The following is a 17,116-nucleotide window of genomic DNA, read 5'->3' as shown; positions in this document are numbered from 1 at the left end:
AAAGTGACGCAGGAAATAGATAAAATTTAAACTTGATGCCAATTCATCAAGTAATTAAGTGTAAAATTAACAGATAAAATATATTTAAGAGAGAGTGTTATGGCGTTTGATACTAAGTTGATGGAAATCCTAGCGTGCCCAGTATGTAAAGGGAAGTTGGACTACAATAAAGAACAACAAGAATTAATATGTAAATTTGACCGTTTAGCGTACGCAATAGAAAAAGATATTCCAGTATTGCTTGAAAGTGAAGCGCGTCGTATTACTGAAGATGATGCATAATCCGTAAAGTGATATAGCTAAACAGATTAATGAGGTTTTTATGTCGTTTGTGGTAGTGATCCCGGCACGATTTGAATCGTCGCGTTTACCCGGTAAGGTTTTAGCCGATATTGGCGGTAAACCTATGATCCAATGGGTTGTAGAAAAAGCGTTAGCCAGTGGTGCAGAACAAGTTATTGTCGCAACCGATAATGACGAAGTTGCTAGTGTGGTAAAAAGTTTTGGTGGTGAAGTGTGTAAAACCCGCGCCGATCACCAATCAGGAACGGAACGCCTTGCTGAGGTAATGGAAACGTATCAGTTTTCAGACGAACAAGTTATTGTTAATGTTCAAGGGGATGAACCCTTTATTCCAGTTGAAAATATTGCGCAAGTAGCGGCTAATTTATCGCGTCAGAACCAGGCTCGCATGGCTACGCTGGCTATGAATATTAATGATGTCAAAGAAGCCTTAAATCCAAATGCGGTTAAGGTGCTTTGTGATAAAGATGGTTACGCCTTGTATTTTAGTCGTGCGACTATCCCCTATGATAGAGAGCGTTTTCTCAACAACGATAATATTAGTGAAATTGGTGATTTTTACCTCCGACATATTGGTATTTATGCCTATAGAGCCGGTTTCATTAAAGATTATGTGCAATGGCCTGCAAGCCAGTTAGAGCAAGTAGAGTCGCTAGAGCAACTACGCGTACTTTGGCAAGGGGAAAAAATTCATGTTGCGGTAGCAAAAACACGTTTAGCAGTTGAAGGGGTTGATACCCCTGAAGACCTTGAAAAAGCGAGAACTTACGCGGCATCGTTATAATCTATTGACTATTAAATGTGATTTGATTTTGAAAACAAAAAAGAGGCTTTATGCCTCTTTTTTATCCCAGAAAATTATGATCGTGAAGCCAAGTATAAACTTATATGAGTTTACGTTTTCCGATACCGCGCGAATATATTTACCGCGCTATTGTGCGGTATTTATCCTAGCTTGATGAACTAAATCTCTGACTTACCATTTTTTATTTCTGCATTGTCTATCAAGGTAAAAAATTCTTCTGCGGCATCAAGTTTTAGCTCAATAGTCATAAATAGCTTTTGATCTTTTTGCTCATCAGTTAAGTTTTCTTTTTTCTTAAGTTTCGCGCCGACGGAAAAACCAAAGCTGTTTTCTTGAGAGGTTCTAAGTTGTTTTTGCAGCTTTTTAAAATCAGCTACCGCGACAGGCGATAATTGTAATAAATAGGTTTGACTTGCCGGTGTTGAGGAAAAGAAGCTTTCAGTTGCACTGTTGCCTGTCAATGTTAGCTTTTCTAAAGGAAATTGCAGCGCTAAATTACCCTGTGAGCTTTCCACCGCTAAGCCTAACTTAGTATTTTCTAAATCAATGTCGATGAAATTATTAACAGTTATTTTTGCCCTAATGTTTTCCGGATTAATGCTTAGTACACTTTGCTCATTAAAGCTTGAAAGCTTTAACATTGTTGATAGTGGCACGCTAGAACAGGCAGTGAGCATGTTGGTTATTATTAGCAAAGAAATCATGGCTATTTTTTTAAGCATAAAGTTTCCATGTTGGTTTGTTAAAAAGCTTATGGTTTGTCATGCTAATCACAATGGCTCGATATTAAAATATATATTTAAATTCAATTGTTTGAAAATGTTAACATTGCAGTTCAGTTTATTAAGGTTGTAATAATTCATGGGGTTAACTAAAGGTAAAGCCAAGTGGTTAATGGCGCAAAAGGGCTTTTTAGATATGTTGCCGTTAAATTTAGCGGTATTACCATGGGGAATTCTCTGTGGCTCATTGGCGATACAGCGTGACTTTACTGTGCTTGAAGCATTATTGATGCCTTTGGTTGTTTTTGCTGGCTCTGCTCAGCTTGTAGCGATTGAGCTCATTGCAAATAATGCCTCATTAGCGACGATTTTATTTACCACCTTAGTGATTAGTTCTCGGCATTTTCTTTATGGGTTGGCATTGCGTGATAAGTTGAAGGTGTTATCGACAAAGTGGCGTTATTCTCTTGGTTTTTTGCTAACGGATGAACTATTTGCTTTGTCGGGAAATAGTAAAGCCTTTATAGGAAAGTTAAGGTTAATTTATGCCTTAATAGCGGGCGGAAGTTTCTATTTATTTTGGTTACTGTGGAACGTTATTGGTATTGTCGCTGGAAGCTATTTACCTGATTTAACTCAGTTAGGGTTAGATTTTGCCATTGCCGTGACCTTTATTGCTTTGGTGATCCCAACCATTACTACCTTACCGGTTTTTATCACCGTTGTTGTTGCTGGTTTATTGTCGGTAATATTTAAATTATTACAACTTGAATTAGATTTAGTCGCCGCCGCTCTCATCGCGATGTATTGTGGTTACATGACCGAACGTTGGCAAAGCCGAAACCAGAGTATTGAAGTTAGATCAGAGAAAGACTTAACTGACAAAGCGTCAAATAATAGTAAAGAGCGTGGTGATAAATCATGATTCTACTCACCATTTGTTTAATGGCATTAATTACCTTCGGCACACGGTATTTGTTTATTCACCCGAGTTTGCCGATTCGTTTAGGCGCTAAGTTGGCAAAATTTTTAAGTTATAGTGCGCCGGCGGTATTAACAGCGATTTGGCTGCCGATAATTTTTGTGCAAGCAGGACAATTGAACTTATCTGTGACTAATCCCTATTTTGTTGGCGCTTTTTTTGCGGTGATCACTGCCGCTAAAAGTAAAAGTGTTTATTTAACTATGCTTGCTGGCGGCATCACTTTTGTTCTCTGTCGGTTTATTATTTTGGCCTAGCCTCAATACAACTTCATGGTGCGCGCTCAGGCTATATTCCTACTAGAACCTATTCTTACATGGTATTTACGGCACAAAATAGGCGAGTTATCGAATAATGCTTGTCAGTTGTTCTTATTAACTTTTATGATGAGGCACATATTTTATTTGGGTCTAGTTTTTAAAAATATCGTTATGAATTTTATTAAAACATTAACAAGTCTGGCTGTGGTCAGCGCTTTAACACTTTCTCAGGCTGCTGTAGTACAAGCCGCTGACACTAAAGCTAAACAAGCTTCACCTTCAAGTTGGTTGAATTTAACTGCCAAAGAGTTAAAGGCGGTAGAGCGCTACGCCACTGAATATAAAGACTATATTTATAAGGTGCCGACTGAGCTAACCTTTGTTAGTGAAACCATTAACAGAGTTGAAAAGTTAGGCTTCAAAAAGTTCAGTGAAAAAAGTCATTTACAACCGGGCGCTCGTTTTTATGATGTTAATCGTGATCGCTCAATTACCTTGATGGTTATCGGTAAAAAGCCACTGGAAAAAGGTGCTCGTATTGTTGGTGCACATATTGATGCGCCTCGTTTAGAGTTGAAAGGCAGGCCTCTTTTTGAAAAGCAAAAGTTTGCGATGTTTCAAACGTATATTCATGGTGGCATAAAAACTTATCAGTGGGTTAATATTCCGTTAGCGTTAGTAGGGCGTGTCGATAAAAAAGATGGTAGTACCGTCAATATCTCTGTTGGCTTTGATGACAATGATCCAATTTTTATGGTGACAGATTTAGCCCCTCATGTTGATTCTCCTAATCGAAAACGCACCAGTCGCAATGTTATTGGCAAAGAAGAGCTTGATGTTATTGTTGCCGCTAAACCTGAGCTAGATAAAAAAATAAAGGATCAGGTTAGTGATTATTTGAAAGCCGAATATGATATTTCAGTAGCAGATTTAGTTTCTGCTGAGCTGGCGTTAGTACCCGCGACAAAACCACGGGATGTTGGTTTTGATCGCAGTATGATCGCCGCTTATGGTCAAGATGATAAAGCGTCATCAATTGCTGCGGTAAAAGCACTGACTGAGCAAAAAACACCTGAATATACATCGATAGCGTATTTGGTGGATAACGAAGAAGTTGGCAATATTAATAATACTGGCGCGAGCTCAAGTTATTTAGTCGATCTAATCAGTGGTCTTCTCTATAACCAAATGGGTGACAGCTACAATGATTACCAATTGCGTAAGGTATTACGAAACACTAAAGTCATTTCTGCCGATGTCAACCCCGGCGTTAACCCGACGTGGTCAAGTGTTTGGGAGTTAGGTAATGCGCCTCGCTTAGGTAATGGCGTTAACTTAAAACTTTATGGTGGTGGTTTTAATGCGAATTCTGAGTATATGGCATGGACACGCAACTATTTAGATAATGCCGATATAAAGTGGCAAACGTCGACGTATAAAGGCAAAGCATCTGGCGGTACTATTGGTAGCGACTTATCAAATGACAATATGGATGTGATTGACTTTGGCATACCTATTTTGTCAATTCACTCGCCATATGCGGTAGGCTCTAAAGTTGACTTATACTCGCTGTACAAAGCAATGTCGGCATTTTATCAAGAAAAATAGCCGGTTATTGTCATAGTTGAAAACAAAAAAGCCGCATTGAAAAATACGGCTTTTTTTGTGCTTATGAATAGCTAATTTTATAATGCTTGCTTAGCTGACACTGGGTTGGCGTACATAGTCAATAACCAATGCTTTTGCTCGTTGGTGAGGTTTTCCATACGCTGGTTTAATTGTGCAAGTACGGAGCTGTCAGCTTGCCCTTTATTCAATGCTGCATGGGCAACTAAGTTACTATCGTAAAGCTTATAATTGGCAATAATTTCCTTATCGATAGTTGCTGCAATCGCTTTACTATCGGCAAATTCTCCTTGAATTGGCTGACAAAATTCTAAGTGAACACGGCCTTTTTGTCCTGTTAAACCTTGCGTGATACTTTTTAGGTCTTCGCCATCTTGCTTAACATAGTTGCCAGTCGCTTCTTTCTCAGCCAATTCAATGGCTTTATCATTATCGCAAGGGTCGAATTCATAAGAAATTGATACCGGGATAATATTAAGCTGCTGTAAATATTCTGCGATTGGCATCTGCTTATCTTTGTTCAGTAAAAGCATTGAAATCAAAGCGGCGTTGGTTTTATCAATACCATCTTTTGCTCTACCTTCACGTTGAGCTATCCAGATATTTTGTTGGCGATTAGCCACGGTATCGTGAATGTAAGCGGATAATTGTTTTGAGGCTTTTAACATTGCTCGTTTGTTTTCCTCGTTACGTTTTACGATAAAACTTTTGTTAATTCGCATTAAATCAGCAACCCAAGGCTGATGTAACAAATTATCGCCAACCGCAGCTTCTACAGTATTTATATCATTTTTGTATAGCGCTAAGTTCACCAGTGCAACGTCTAGAACAATGTCTCTGTGATTACTAATAAACAATGCCGGTTTAGATGGGTCGATATTTTCAATGCCACTAAAGCTAAAGCCGTCAGTGCTTTTTTTGATTAAGTGGTGTAGATATTTTGCTACTTCAATTTGAATTTGTTCAATGTTATGAAACTTTTGAGCCCGAAACTTTAACGACCATTTTACAATTGAACAAGCTAGGCTTGGCAGAATTTTGTATAGTTTTGGTAACTTCAAGCTAGCAATTGATGCCTGTAATCCTCTTTCATTAATTAACTTTTCGATTACGGCAGCCACCTCATCATCACGATAAGGTCGTATATCATCAAACATTGAGGGATCTCTTTAAACGGTAAAAATAAACTATAACTACTTTTTCGATTATAACTGAATCAATTTTAAAAATATGCTTATTGTTTAATACATTTGCGCAAATAAGAAAAAATTTAGTTAAGCTTGGCACTTAGCCAGTTTTTTGCTTAAGTTCCTAAATATTCGAATGTGGTGGTGTGCAAAATGAAAACTAATCGAGGCTGGCAGCACTAAGATTGATTTTGGAACAACTCATGCTCATTTCGTCTCATGCTTAAATGTTCACAACCCTGTCGGTATTAGCTCGACGACAATATTTACTCGAATAAGTTTTAGTTATAGCAAAAACATAGGCTTAGTTTAAAGTAATAAAAAGTGATGTAATTTTCATGTGATGGTGATTGCAGCTAAGTGACTCAAGCAAAACCTCGAACAGATCATTAAGCCAGGAATTAAATAAATTAATTGTCCGGTTTGACTTGCGTTTTTGCTATTTAGACCCAAGTATTGATATGGAGTAACCAATAAAAAGGAATACCTATGAAAATAAATCTTTCAGGTCATCATGTCGACGTTACTGATTCAATCAAAGAACATATCCATGAAAAATTTTCGAAAATAGCGACCCATTTTCCCACCTTAATTTCTTTAGATGTTATTTTATCGCAAGAACACAATAAGCATAATGTTGAGTTACGAACCACCTATGAAGGCGGTCGAATTTCAGCGTCGGCGAACGATGCCGTTATGTATCCAGCGATTGCTGGTGCAGCTAAAAAACTAGACGCAGCATTAAAACATAGAAAAGGTCTATTAAAAGCGAACTTGCATAGTAAACCAGCAGCAACAGCGCCAGAGATTGCTCATGAGCGCGTTCAGGAAATGAATTTAAATTAACTGCACCCCTTTATTTCAAGGAGGCTGAAGCCTCCTTTTTTCTTGCACTATTCCTTTAATATTCACTAATAGTTTATAATCATTAATACCCTATCAAACAACCGTGAGCGACTTATCAGAACATTATGTTAGAGATTTCTAATAGTATTACTCTTGCTGAATGGGAAATAGAGCTTAACGCGATTCGCTCGCAAGGCAATGGTGGTCAGCGTGTTAATAAGGTTGCCACTGCAATACATTTACGCTTTGATATTACTCGGTCATCATTACCTGCGATATACAAAGAACGACTATTAAAACTGCAAGATAGTCGGATCACAGCCGAGGGCATTATTATAATTAAGGCACAATCTTTTAGAACCCAAGACCAAAACAAAGATGACGCACTTAATCGACTTAAAGAGATTATTTTAGCTGCCATGGTTGTCCAGAAAAGGCGTCGAGCAACAAAACCAACTCACAATTCACAAAAGCGACGCGTTGATAATAAAAAGCGTAAAGGGCAAACCAAGTCGCTGCGCGCTAAAGTAAGTTTATAACCCTATAACCCTATAACCCTATAACCCCCTCAACGATTTCTAATACTTTTAATTTTTTGATACTTCTTGCTATCTGACTACATTTTTTGTAGTTTACTACATAATATGTAGTTGGTGGGTTGACTATTTAAGAATGTATTTTTACGAGAGGTTATATGTCTTTACCTATTCCAGGCACTCCGGTTAGGGGATCAAAAACTGGTAAGCCGATTATGGCATCATTAGATTTACTCGGGCGAACTTGGGCGTTGGGGATTGTTTGGCAACTACGACAGGGGCCTTTGAGTTTTAGTGAATTACAGCTGCGTTGTGAGAATATTTCCCCGACCTTATTAACTAACCGCCTAAAAGAGTTACAACAAACAAACTTGGTGGAGAAAAATATTCAAGGTTATCAATTAACGACCATTGGCCTAGAGCTGTTTAAGGTGATTTCGCCATTAAGCGAATGGGCTAAGCAATGGCAAGCAACATTTGCTGATCCGCAAAGTTAGAAAAGGAAGTAATATGAGCATTGATTTAACATTTTGTAAAATGTCGTTGGAGCGGGCCAGTCATTTAAGAAAAAACCAAAGCTGGCTTAGTGATAAAATATCAGCGAAAGACAGTAGCTTTTATTTCTTTTGGCGTAATAAATTTCTCTATATGGATTTAGCTATTTTTACTTATAGCGCTGATGAGCAAACTATGAGTGCTGATGTGCTTTCAACACTTAACCCTGAACAGCGCAATAATGTCATATTTTTGGGATTACAAAATGATATTGCGCATTTTATCTATGATCTTTCAGCAATGAGTGAACAAGAACTTGAACAATGGCTAATGAATACTAGGCAAAGTCTTGTTAACGATAATATCAAGTTTATCGATTTTAGACGTTCTCTTTCGTTGTTAAATTCAGCACAAAGCGCAATGTTAGGTTATGGGAAGTCGTTAATTCATTGGCAGCAAAATTCCTTGTATTGCGGTTGCTGTGGTCATAAAACTCAGTCAATGGACGGCGGTCATCGTCGTTTATGTGGGAATGAGCAATGTCAGGCTGAGCAATTTCCTCGCACCGATCCCGTGGTAATAATGCTAGTTGAATACCAACCAGAAGTTGGCCCGGCTATGTGCTTATTGGCAGAGCACCACCGAACTCCTGAGCAAGTTTACTCAACTTTAGCGGGATTTGTTGATCCAGGCGAATCACTATCTGAGGCGGTAAGCCGAGAAGTGTTTGAGGAAGTTGGCATTAAGGTAAAGGAAGTCAATTATGTTGATTCACAGCCATGGCCGTTCCCTAATTCATTGATGTTAGGGTTTATTGCTCGAGCAGAAAGCATGGAAATTAATCTTGAACAAGAAGAATTAAGAAGTGCAGCATGGTTTACGGCAGAGCAATTGGCAGGTTTTAATGACTGGGGGGATGAAGTTGATGGCCCTAAGCTACCTAGAAAAGAATCGATAGCGAGGTTGCTAATAGATTCTTGGTGTGAAAAACAGCGTCAAACTAAGTTATAAATAAAATAACAGCCCTAATTAGGGCTGTTATTAACTCAAGAGTCTTTGTCTTTTATCTGCGTTTATTGATTTTTACGCTATTTCTTTAAAAAACGTCTCATAGATACTAATGCAGCAAAAGCTAAACCTAACCAAGCGATTGAGCCACCACCACTACTTGATTTAGGTGGTTCAGGTGTCACTGGTGGTGTTACTGGCAATGAAGTGTTTTTTACTGGCGATAAGCTGTCGGCACTATTTACCGATGAGTCAGTTATAACCACAGATACTATGGTCACGAAGTTATCAACACCGGGAACAAAGTTAGTATCAGTGCATTGTTCTGTTGTTAAATCAGGAGTTGGTATGCTGTTACAAAGTGTTAACCCCGATATAATGTCAATATTATCCATTCCTTCAACAACTTCGCCAAATACAGTGAAACCACCATTTTGAGTATCTAATTTAGCGTCTCCTACACTGTTATCAGATAAATTAATAAACCATTGGCTTGTGGCGCTATTTTCATTTCCACTTACTTTAGCCATCGCAATAGTGCCACGAACATTTGAATAAACGGGTTCGTTTATGATCGAGTTATCTGTTGGAATTGCATCTAAAGGAAGGTTACCAGTAAATTCAAAGCCACCTGCTTGCATCACAAAGTCAGGAACAACACGATGTACAACTGTGTTGTTATAATCTCCATCTGTTACATATTTAAGAAAATTACTGACTGTTTCGGGAGTTGTTTCATCGTGTAAATTAACTTTGAAGTTACCATGTGATGTTGTGAACTCCACTACGGTTGCGGAAGCTGAAAGGGTAACGAAAGTGAGTGCCGCGATAGATAGTTTTGAAACGTTAGATAAATTCATAAGATAAATCATGTCATTGTTGGTTTTTGAAAAGAGCACGGATAATAGTTTTTTTTGCACAATGCGACAAGACCTAATATTAGAATAAAGTAATATTAAGATTATTCTTTATTTTTCTGCCGTATTTTACATTCCCTGTAAACTTCTTCTGCCAAGTTGACGAACGTTTGATGTAAATAGCTAGGTAGAAATATGATCTTGATCATCAGTCAGTTTAATTATTCTTAGTAAAGTCCTCAGCCTTTATGAAAATAATGTTTAAGGACTTTTTTAGTGTCAATTTCATATGAAATGAATTTAGGCAAGGCTTATAACGAAAGCTTACCGACATTAGGTGATACCATTACTGATGTTATTAAGTTCTTCGGTGCCGAGCGAATTTACGGTGTCGGTGGCGACTTTGCCGCAAATTTAATTGCGGCCATTGCGCCGAAAATATCAATTTGTCCGTCAAGTAATGAAATGCATGCGGGTTTTTCTGCCTGTGCAAAAGCAGAAGTTGATGGCATTGGCTTTTGTTTATCTACCTATATGGTTGGCAGCATGCCTTGCACATCGGCGGCGGCATTAGCGGTTACCGAAGGCTTGCCAGTCGTTTTTATTTCCGGGGCACCTGCTGAAGCCGAAGTCGATAATCTCGCTATTCATCATACTTTACATCCGAATACAGCCTGGAAAACCGAGTATGACAACGCCTTAAGCGCTTTCGCAGCGTTAGGCGTTAAAGTTGAGCGTCTACAAGGGCAAAGAGCACCAGGTCATCCCAATGTTGCCGGCGAGCGCTTTTATCAATTAGTTGCCCATGCCTATAAAACCAAACAACCAGTATTTATTGAAGTTCCTCGTGATCAAGTTTTTCAAAAAACACAACCCATTCAACTACCTAAAGCGGTCGGAGAAATATGTGGTTGTGAGCACGTACTTACTGGCTCGGAATTAGTTGTTGACGCGATAATTGAAAAGTTAACTAATGCACAGTTTCCATTACTGTATTTAGGCGATAGATTAAAGCACAATAAAATATTGCAAAACTTGCTGTTAGAATTTGCTAACAAATTCAATATTCCTTATGCAACAAGTTGGTTTGCAAAAGGTGTTTTTGATGAATTTCAACCGCTTTGCTTAGGTGCCTATAACGGTGTTTTTACTCAAACATCTGGCCGAAATTATATTGAAAATAAGGTTGATTATGTTATTGATGTTGCCAGCAGTATTTTACCACAAGACAGTAATATCGCCTTTGCTACTGGCACCCATAAAATTGAAACCTTTGACAATAAAACCTTGCTCAAAGGTGGCACACTATTAGAGCAAGATTTAATAGAAATATTTCACTTGTTGCTGCAACGCAATAGCAAAGTGTTCGAGTTTATCGCACCGCCCACTGAGTGCGAAAAGTTAAATATTGATGATGAAGTCGATTTTAATAATTTGGCAAACACGTTAAATCATTTGCAAAGTGAAATAAGCACAGCTTTAGTTTACCTTCCTGAAGTAGGTAATTCATATTTTTCTAGCTACAGTTTGCATGTTAAGCAGTCCTCATTAGGACGAGGTTGGCTGACCAATCCATGGTATGGCGCTATGGGCACCGCATTGCCATATGCGCGCGTAGTTGCGCAGCGTATTCAAGATAACGGCCAAGATGAAAGGGCGGTGGTTATTATTGGTGATGGCGGATTTCACTTCCAATTAAATGAACTGATTCATTTTTTAAAAGATGATAGCGATGTCACCATTGTCTATATGCGTAACAATGTCTTTCACTTAGGCAAAAGTGGTGACGACGCAATATATCATTGTAATGATGAAAGGTTTGATGTTCATCAGGTGATTAAAGGCTATCAGGGAATTTCTTCGACGGTTAAAACGACAGGTGAGTTTATTACTGATTTTAAAGCCAGTTTAAATCGCACTGGGATCTCTTTGATTGAGGTGTTGGCGAAACCCATTGAAGAGCGACAGTGCCATGAAATACGTTTACTAAATCTTTATATCAAAGCTAAAAATGGTCAAACTGATGCACTTAAACAGTGGCAAGCGTTGACTTTATAACTATAAACTCTGAACACAAATAACGAAAGCAAGTGCGATGACTAATTCAGCCGTCGCACTTAAACAGCGTAGAAATACGCTTTAATAGCGCTGCTGTAGCATTTTGCTTATCCTGAGCTCAGGTTAGTTAGTATTTAAATCGCTTTTAGAAAACGTTCACTGCGTGGCATTAAGTATTCGTCATAATTTAAAGAAAAAGCGACTTTGTTAGAACGACCAATAATTTCTTCACGTGGCACTAAGCCAATGACCCGTGAATCTGCGCTATTATCTCGATTATCTCCCATCATTAAATAATAACCTTCAGGAATGGTCACCTCTCTAAAGTTCGCAAGTTGTGAATTACTGGCATTTCCAGGTTGCACTTTCGTACGTATCAAATGGCTGTTTCCAGCAATACTTTCCTCACTTAGTATATAATCACCTTTGTTCGCTATCACTTTATAACTTGCAGCTTCTTGGTTGATTAATAACTGATTTTTATCCATAGACACGGTATCGCCAGGAATACCGATAACTCTTTTTACTAAACGTTTGTCAGCGACTTTTGATTCAAAAATGACGATATCGTTGCGTTCAGGATCAGTAAACGTTATTAATGTCTGCTGGCTAAATGGCAGCTTTAAGTCATATGCCATTTTATTAATCAGAATGCGGTCACCTTCGACAATCGTTGGTTTCATTGAGCCAGTAGGCACGTCATTCCAATCAGCCACGGCGCTGCGAAAAACCAGCATCAAACTGATGAATAATAAAAGTGATTTGTTTTCTTTAAAGAAGTTTGAAGTACTTTTTCTCATGACATTCCTTTTCAGTTGTTCAAATAAAATAACGACTTAGCTTTCGACTCAGTCGTTATTTTAAAGTTCAAGAATTTGAAGGAAAACAGCGATGTGAAATGTAATTATTTATTTCTGTCTCTATAAATTAATATTTAATTTTATAAATTGCCATTCAATATATTTTACTTATCACTATAACCCCAAGGTGCAGCTGGCGGCGTAATAGCTGTTGTTAAATCAAAATCAACACGAAATTCACGCCCTTGTCGAATAAGTCGATAACTAAACTTTTCAGGGTAGATAAACATCTGCCAAGTATTGCCGGCTGATTGCGGAATACCCGTTTTAACAAATAGCTGCTTTGAATATTCATCTGCCGGAAATGACTGCACTTGTGGCCAACCAGCGTCAGTGGTATGTCCGCCATACATGGTTGATTCATCATGACTACCATCTTGATGGCGATGATCGTGCTTTAATGAAAGTCCGGAGCCCGTTTTGCTGATTATCCAAGTTCTTGAAGCATCGTCACCGACATGAAAGGGTATTTCCAATTTATCATTGCTGCACTTTCTAACATGCATAATAAGGAGCTTGTTGCTAAAGCCATCACCTTTGGCATTATCAATCGAAACCTTGCCTTGAAAAGCCTTCCCACAGTGTTTTTTAATACTATTAAAGAAAGTGTCGTGGCTTTCGATAGAAACGAGCGGCGCTTCACTGGCAATGGTTGCACTTGCGTAAGTGCAAAAAATAGCCGAGATTATTTTTTTAAATGTGTTTATTTTGATTACCATTACAGTGACCTACCTTTAATTCGATTAATATAAGCTAAAGCATGATGCTAGCAGAAATACAGCAAAGATATACGAGAAAATCGCGTTCGGTAACCATATGCCTGCAGTTAAAACGCTTGAGACATATTTGAAGAGGTTTTCAATAAAATTTTCTTGTAGTCTTTGCTATTGCAGCGCAAAATTGCCTGGAATTTACCAGTGAAGTTATAAGTATTGTTAGAAATGATAAAAGAAAATGTTGTTATTGGTTTAACAGATCCTAAAAGTCCGACAAACGTTGGTGCGGTAATGCGCGCTGCTGGTTGCTATCAGGCCAATGAAGTGCGCTATACAGGTGTAAGGTATGCGCGAGCGGCAAAGTTTCATACAGATACTAAAGATGTATTACGAAAAATTCCGTTAAATTCGGTTGAATCGCTAATTGACTGTATATTGCCTGAGCAGCGTGTGATTTGTGTTGATTTAGTCGAGGGAGCAACGCCATTACCTGAATTTGAGCATCCTGAAAACGCGCTTTATATTTTTGGACCTGAAGATGGCACTATCGCACAAGAGGTTATTGATAGGGCGGACGCGGTCGTTTATGTGCCGACCATAGGATGTATGAATTTAGCGGCGAGTGTTAATGTGCTACTTTATGATCGTATGGCTAAACGAACGCCAACACATCTAGGTGATGAATTAATAAAAAAAAGCCGTGACACGAACAATAAAGTAAAAGTAAAAAGTTAATTAATGCTCAGTTGATTTTTGTTAAGTAAATTGACTACTAAGTCAGGTATTGACCGTTATAATGGATTGTTAGGGTAATAAAGTGCATTTTTCGAAAAGAAAGTGGTCTTTTCTCCGAAACGACTTGACTCTTTGCTGAAAGTCGCTATTATCCGTCTCAGCTAGAAAGTAAGACCTATATTTATGTACAAAGTTTCGAAGTTATATTAGTAAGTAGCTCGTCCTGTTTAATAAGTAATAGCAACACTTCCTGCAACATCGCCTTATTTTTGAGGCATCAATTACGATAAATAGGATAATACAATGTCTAATACAACTACTGGTACAGTTAAATGGTTCAACGAGTCTAAAGGTTTCGGTTTCATCGAGCAAGAATCTGGTCCAGACGTTTTCGCACATTTCTCTGCAATCTCTGGCGACGGTTTCAAAACTCTTGCTGAAGGCCAAAAAGTACAGTTTACTGTAACTCAAGGTCAAAAAGGTCCTCAAGCTGAGAACATCGTAGCACTTTAATTAATATTTTTAGCTGGCTACGCTAGCTGTTATATTAAATAGTGTTGAAAAAGGGGAGACGAAAGTCTGCCCTTTTTTTATGTCTAAAGAATAACTATGTCTGTCGTTGAGCAATACCAACAATTAATTGAAAGTAATAAATTAAAGCAAGATAGAGCACAGTACCTGGCTGTTGCAGCGTTAGAGGAATTATCTCAACGTCTAAATGAAAAATTCACCCCTCAAAATCTTATCTCTACCCTAAAGCGTATAATTAAGCCACCAGCACCAATTCAGGGCATTTATTTTCATGGCCGGGTTGGTCGCGGAAAAACCATGTTGATGGACCTGTTTTATCAACAGCTTAATATTACTCGTAAAAAACGCATGCACTTTCATCGTTTTATGGAAAGCGTGCACTTAATGTTAAGTGATTTTAGTGGTCATGATAATCCACTAAAGCTGATTGCCAGTCACTGGGCTAAAGAAGTTGATGTGCTTTGTTTTGACGAGTTCTTCGTCAATGATATTGGCGATGCGATGTTACTTGCTGGCTTATTTGAAAGTTTGTTTTCCCTTGGCATTATACTAGTTGCAACATCTAACTGTGCACCGAGACAGCTTTACAAAAATGGCTTGCAGCGAGAACGCTTTTTACCCACTATTGAGCTTATTAACCGCTTCTGTCGCATTATTTCAATTAATGGTCCACAAGACTATAGGTTGAATGAAATAACGGCTGCGGTTGTTAGCTATCGTGATTTTTATATAAAAACTAATACAGAGTCGTTATTTTTAAAGCAACATTTCGCCAACTGCGCTGTTGGCAATATTAACTATCAAAATCACGTTATGATCCACGGTAGACATATCAATACTATCGCTAGTGCTGACAACGCAATTTGGTTCGATTTTATGGCAATTTGTTCAGGTCCGCGCAGCCAACGAGACTATATTGCCCTTGCAGATAGTTATAACGTTGTTTTAATTGCCAATGTACCTCAGTTTCGTGGTGAGCTTGTGCCAGCAGTATTTTCCGGTGTTGAAGATAGCTATCAACGTAGTGGGGTTGTTATGGCAGAGCTTAACGCCTTAGACGATGAAGCAAGACGGTTTATTGCCTTAGTTGATGAATTTTATGACCGAGAAATACGTTTAATTATTGAAGCTGATGTTGATATTGCAGAACTTTACCAAGGCCGCCAATTAGCTTTTGAGTTTGCTCGCTGTCAATCAAGACTTTTTGAGATGCAAAGATTAAATTACTCCTAGGGGCTGTTGATCTTTGTTTATTAATTCAGCTGAGAATTAAAATTGCCTTAATTAAGGCGAAAATGGTGCAATTTAGTCATCTAGATCAGTCATTTTCAACGCAAAGTAAGGCAATTTTAGACTCAGCCCTTTGGGCAATGACTATTTTTAACGCTAGCAGCATTAGAATCTCACTTATTTGGAACAACCAAACATCGTTCATTCTGCTTTGCTAACGTTAAAAAAAACTATTGCTGAAAATATAAACAAAGATCAACAGCCCCTAGTGGTATATCCTATTTTTTAATTTGTTAATTTCGCCAAATGATTTGTTATTTAACGAATTAGTGGCTTTTGTGTTACTTCTGAAATATCTGTTATTCTTAACTTATTAATAAATATAGTTTTTTAATTTTGGCATCAGACTTGTAGACAATAATAACTGAGAAACAGGTCTCTATTTTTGATTGGTTTATAAAGGAAGGTAAATATGAAAACTTTGATTGCTACTGCGTTAATTCTTGCAAGTTCAACAAGCTATGCTCACGATAATTCTTTTTCTAGTAATTCATGTAATGTTGATTTAAACGGTGGAATTAAAATTAATGCCAAAGAAATTACTTTCTCAAAAAATAAATCTACGCTATATACCATAGTTAATAACGATACGCTTATTGTTAACGGCGATGAAGTTGACTTAACCTCAAGCCAGCAATCGTTATTGGCCGAATATTCCACTAGTATTCGTGATGTTGTGCCTGAAGTTAAAAGTATTGCCCTTGATGCCATCGACTTAGCCATTGACGGAGTTAACTTAGCCTTCAATGAATTATTGGGAGAAGGTAATGATGTTAGTGCTGATTTAACCACGCAATTAACCACGATTCGCAGTGAAGTTGATAGTGAGTTTGATGGTTCAAAAGACTTCTATATTGATGAAAATGGTTTTGCTGGGGACGACTTCTTTGGTGAAGAGTTTGAACAACGTATTGAAACGGCTGTTGAAACAACGGTTCAAAATTCAATAGGCAGTTTGATGATTGCAGTTGGTCAAGAAATGCTATTTTCAGGCGGTGATATGGACGCTTTTGAAACCCGTATGGAAAATTTTGGCCAACAAATTGAACACGAAATGGAGTCGCGTGGTGAAGGGTTAGAAAAACGTGGCGAAGCACTTTGTCAATCAGTGATCATGATTGATGAAATGGAAGAACAATTAAAAGGTGAAATTGATGAGTTAGCAGACTTTAATTTCATCACGGCTAGTCACAAGGGCAACCACAATGAAATTTAGATAATTAGCATAGTCCTTTGATAATTTCGTCAAAGTTTATAGCAGCGTTAAGGGAAATTCCTTAGCGCTTTTTTATTTCTGAT

General features: G+C 38.0%; 19 protein-coding genes. 14 read left to right on the top strand and 5 right to left on the bottom strand.

Annotated elements, in window-relative coordinates; genetic code table 11:
* Positions 1–99 precede the first annotated feature (99 nt).
* Both AC27JP_RS00255 and kdsB read left to right on the top strand, forming a co-directional pair.
* Positions 100–282, top strand: a complete 183-nt coding sequence (locus AC27JP_RS00255) for a Trm112 family protein (protein WP_487111410.1) — start codon at positions 100–102, stop codon at positions 280–282.
* Between the two features lie 40 nt (positions 283–322).
* A complete protein-coding gene (kdsB, locus tag AC27JP_RS00250; RefSeq protein ID WP_487111408.1) occupies positions 323–1,087 on the top strand; it encodes a 3-deoxy-manno-octulosonate cytidylyltransferase in 765 nt (254 codons plus the stop codon).
* Positions 1,088–1,266: 179 nt separating this feature from the next.
* Here kdsB and AC27JP_RS00245 read toward each other — a convergent pair whose 3' ends face one another.
* On the bottom strand, positions 1,267–1,830 hold the full coding sequence (locus tag AC27JP_RS00245; RefSeq protein ID WP_487111407.1) for a hypothetical protein: 564 nt from the start codon (positions 1,828–1,830) through the stop codon (positions 1,267–1,269).
* Between the two features lie 139 nt (positions 1,831–1,969).
* Between AC27JP_RS00245 and AC27JP_RS00240 the strand changes: the two genes are divergently transcribed.
* The 3 genes from AC27JP_RS00240 to AC27JP_RS00230 all read left to right on the top strand — a co-directional run bounded on the left by AC27JP_RS00240 (position 1,970) and on the right by AC27JP_RS00230 (position 4,680).
* Complete coding sequence (locus AC27JP_RS00240; RefSeq protein WP_487111405.1) at positions 1,970–2,755, top strand: AzlC family ABC transporter permease; 786 nt, start codon at positions 1,970–1,972, stop codon at positions 2,753–2,755.
* Positions 2,755–3,069 carry an AzlD domain-containing protein gene (locus AC27JP_RS00235; RefSeq protein WP_487113389.1) on the top strand — a complete coding sequence of 105 codons (315 nt, stop codon included), beginning with the start codon at positions 2,755–2,757 and terminating at the stop codon, positions 3,067–3,069. Before AC27JP_RS00240 ends, AC27JP_RS00235 begins: the two co-directional genes overlap by 1 nt.
* Positions 3,070–3,243: 174 nt before the next feature.
* Entirely contained in the window at positions 3,244–4,680 is a 1,437-nt protein-coding gene (locus AC27JP_RS00230; protein WP_487111403.1) for a zinc-binding metallopeptidase family protein, read from the top strand.
* Positions 4,681–4,757: 77 nt separating this feature from the next.
* Here the strand turns inward: AC27JP_RS00230 and AC27JP_RS00225 are convergent, their stop codons facing one another.
* Positions 4,758–5,855, bottom strand: coding sequence for a 1-acyl-sn-glycerol-3-phosphate acyltransferase (locus AC27JP_RS00225; protein ID WP_487111401.1), 1,098 nt, complete (start codon positions 5,853–5,855; stop codon positions 4,758–4,760).
* A 519-nt stretch (positions 5,856–6,374) separates the two neighbouring features.
* Here AC27JP_RS00225 and hpf point away from each other — a divergent pair.
* From hpf to nudC, 4 genes are all read left to right on the top strand, one after another.
* Positions 6,375–6,731, top strand: a complete 357-nt coding sequence (gene hpf / locus AC27JP_RS00220; RefSeq protein WP_487111399.1) for a ribosome hibernation-promoting factor, HPF/YfiA family — start codon at positions 6,375–6,377, stop codon at positions 6,729–6,731.
* A gap of 125 nt (positions 6,732–6,856) precedes the next feature.
* Positions 6,857–7,270: an alternative ribosome rescue aminoacyl-tRNA hydrolase ArfB gene (gene arfB / locus AC27JP_RS00215; RefSeq protein ID WP_487111397.1), complete on the top strand. Its 414-nt coding sequence runs from the start codon at positions 6,857–6,859 to the stop codon at positions 7,268–7,270.
* Positions 7,271–7,425: 155 nt separating this feature from the next.
* A complete protein-coding gene (locus AC27JP_RS00210; RefSeq protein WP_487111395.1) occupies positions 7,426–7,764 on the top strand; it encodes a winged helix-turn-helix transcriptional regulator in 339 nt (112 codons plus the stop codon).
* 13 nt (positions 7,765–7,777) lie between these two features.
* Entirely contained in the window at positions 7,778–8,773 is a 996-nt protein-coding gene (gene nudC, locus AC27JP_RS00205; RefSeq protein WP_487111393.1) for an NAD(+) diphosphatase, read from the top strand.
* A 77-nt stretch (positions 8,774–8,850) separates the two neighbouring features.
* On the opposite strand, the gene AC27JP_RS00200 is transcribed toward nudC, so the two are convergent.
* Positions 8,851–9,630 carry a peptidylprolyl isomerase gene (locus AC27JP_RS00200; protein WP_487111391.1) on the bottom strand — a complete coding sequence of 260 codons (780 nt, stop codon included), beginning with the start codon at positions 9,628–9,630 and terminating at the stop codon, positions 8,851–8,853.
* Between the two features lie 273 nt (positions 9,631–9,903).
* Here AC27JP_RS00200 and AC27JP_RS00195 point away from each other — a divergent pair, with 273 nt between their 5' ends.
* Complete coding sequence (locus AC27JP_RS00195) at positions 9,904–11,685, top strand: thiamine pyrophosphate-dependent enzyme (protein WP_487111389.1); 1,782 nt, start codon at positions 9,904–9,906, stop codon at positions 11,683–11,685.
* 134 nt (positions 11,686–11,819) lie between these two features.
* Here AC27JP_RS00195 and lepB read toward each other — a convergent pair whose 3' ends face one another.
* Both lepB and AC27JP_RS00185 read right to left on the bottom strand, forming a co-directional pair.
* On the bottom strand, positions 11,820–12,485 hold the full coding sequence (lepB, locus tag AC27JP_RS00190) for a signal peptidase I (RefSeq protein WP_487111387.1): 666 nt from the start codon (positions 12,483–12,485) through the stop codon (positions 11,820–11,822).
* Positions 12,486–12,649: 164 nt separating this feature from the next.
* A complete protein-coding gene (locus AC27JP_RS00185; RefSeq protein WP_487111385.1) occupies positions 12,650–13,264 on the bottom strand; it encodes a hypothetical protein in 615 nt (204 codons plus the stop codon).
* A gap of 222 nt (positions 13,265–13,486) precedes the next feature.
* Between AC27JP_RS00185 and AC27JP_RS00180 the strand changes: the two genes are divergently transcribed.
* The 4 genes from AC27JP_RS00180 to AC27JP_RS00165 all read left to right on the top strand — a co-directional run bounded on the left by AC27JP_RS00180 (position 13,487) and on the right by AC27JP_RS00165 (position 17,033).
* Complete coding sequence (locus AC27JP_RS00180; RefSeq protein WP_487111383.1) at positions 13,487–13,996, top strand: RNA methyltransferase; 510 nt, start codon at positions 13,487–13,489, stop codon at positions 13,994–13,996.
* Between the two features lie 303 nt (positions 13,997–14,299).
* Positions 14,300–14,509: a cold-shock protein gene (locus tag AC27JP_RS00175; RefSeq protein ID WP_077287100.1), complete on the top strand. Its 210-nt coding sequence runs from the start codon at positions 14,300–14,302 to the stop codon at positions 14,507–14,509.
* Between the two features lie 96 nt (positions 14,510–14,605).
* On the top strand, positions 14,606–15,760 hold the full coding sequence (gene zapE, locus AC27JP_RS00170; protein ID WP_487111381.1) for a cell division protein ZapE: 1,155 nt from the start codon (positions 14,606–14,608) through the stop codon (positions 15,758–15,760).
* Between the two features lie 469 nt (positions 15,761–16,229).
* A complete protein-coding gene (locus tag AC27JP_RS00165; protein ID WP_487111379.1) occupies positions 16,230–17,033 on the top strand; it encodes a DUF2884 family protein in 804 nt (267 codons plus the stop codon).
* Positions 17,034–17,116: the final 83 nt, after the last annotated feature.

It is taken from the genome of Colwellia sp. SU-HH01172 (assembly GCF_057553355.1).
Note: the sequence above shows the minus strand (reverse complement) of the source record. Positions and strands in the feature narration are given on the sequence as shown.

Excerpts from the sequence above, each read along its gene's own strand:
- AC27JP_RS00255 (WP_487111410.1), top strand. The coding sequence starts at position 100 with ATGGCGTTTGATACTAAGTTGATGGAAATCCTAGCGTGCCCAGTATGT.
- AC27JP_RS00240 (WP_487111405.1), top strand. The coding sequence starts at position 1,970 with ATGGGGTTAACTAAAGGTAAAGCCAAGTGGTTAATGGCGCAAAAGGGC.
- AC27JP_RS00185 (WP_487111385.1), bottom strand. The coding sequence starts at position 13,264 with ATGGTAATCAAAATAAACACATTTAAAAAAATAATCTCGGCTATTTTT.
- hpf (WP_487111399.1), top strand. The coding sequence starts at position 6,375 with ATGAAAATAAATCTTTCAGGTCATCATGTCGACGTTACTGATTCAATC.
- AC27JP_RS00180 (WP_487111383.1), top strand. The coding sequence starts at position 13,487 with ATGATAAAAGAAAATGTTGTTATTGGTTTAACAGATCCTAAAAGTCCG.
- AC27JP_RS00225 (WP_487111401.1), bottom strand. The coding sequence starts at position 5,855 with ATGTTTGATGATATACGACCTTATCGTGATGATGAGGTGGCTGCCGTA.
- lepB (WP_487111387.1), bottom strand. The coding sequence starts at position 12,485 with ATGAGAAAAAGTACTTCAAACTTCTTTAAAGAAAACAAATCACTTTTA.
- AC27JP_RS00245 (WP_487111407.1), bottom strand. The coding sequence starts at position 1,830 with ATGCTTAAAAAAATAGCCATGATTTCTTTGCTAATAATAACCAACATG.
- AC27JP_RS00175 (WP_077287100.1), top strand. The coding sequence starts at position 14,300 with ATGTCTAATACAACTACTGGTACAGTTAAATGGTTCAACGAGTCTAAA.
- zapE (WP_487111381.1), top strand. The coding sequence starts at position 14,606 with ATGTCTGTCGTTGAGCAATACCAACAATTAATTGAAAGTAATAAATTA.
- AC27JP_RS00230 (WP_487111403.1), top strand. The coding sequence starts at position 3,244 with ATGAATTTTATTAAAACATTAACAAGTCTGGCTGTGGTCAGCGCTTTA.
- arfB (WP_487111397.1), top strand. The coding sequence starts at position 6,857 with ATGTTAGAGATTTCTAATAGTATTACTCTTGCTGAATGGGAAATAGAG.
- AC27JP_RS00200 (WP_487111391.1), bottom strand. The coding sequence starts at position 9,630 with ATGAATTTATCTAACGTTTCAAAACTATCTATCGCGGCACTCACTTTC.
- nudC (WP_487111393.1), top strand. The coding sequence starts at position 7,778 with ATGAGCATTGATTTAACATTTTGTAAAATGTCGTTGGAGCGGGCCAGT.
- kdsB (WP_487111408.1), top strand. The coding sequence starts at position 323 with ATGTCGTTTGTGGTAGTGATCCCGGCACGATTTGAATCGTCGCGTTTA.
- AC27JP_RS00210 (WP_487111395.1), top strand. The coding sequence starts at position 7,426 with ATGTCTTTACCTATTCCAGGCACTCCGGTTAGGGGATCAAAAACTGGT.
- AC27JP_RS00165 (WP_487111379.1), top strand. The coding sequence starts at position 16,230 with ATGAAAACTTTGATTGCTACTGCGTTAATTCTTGCAAGTTCAACAAGC.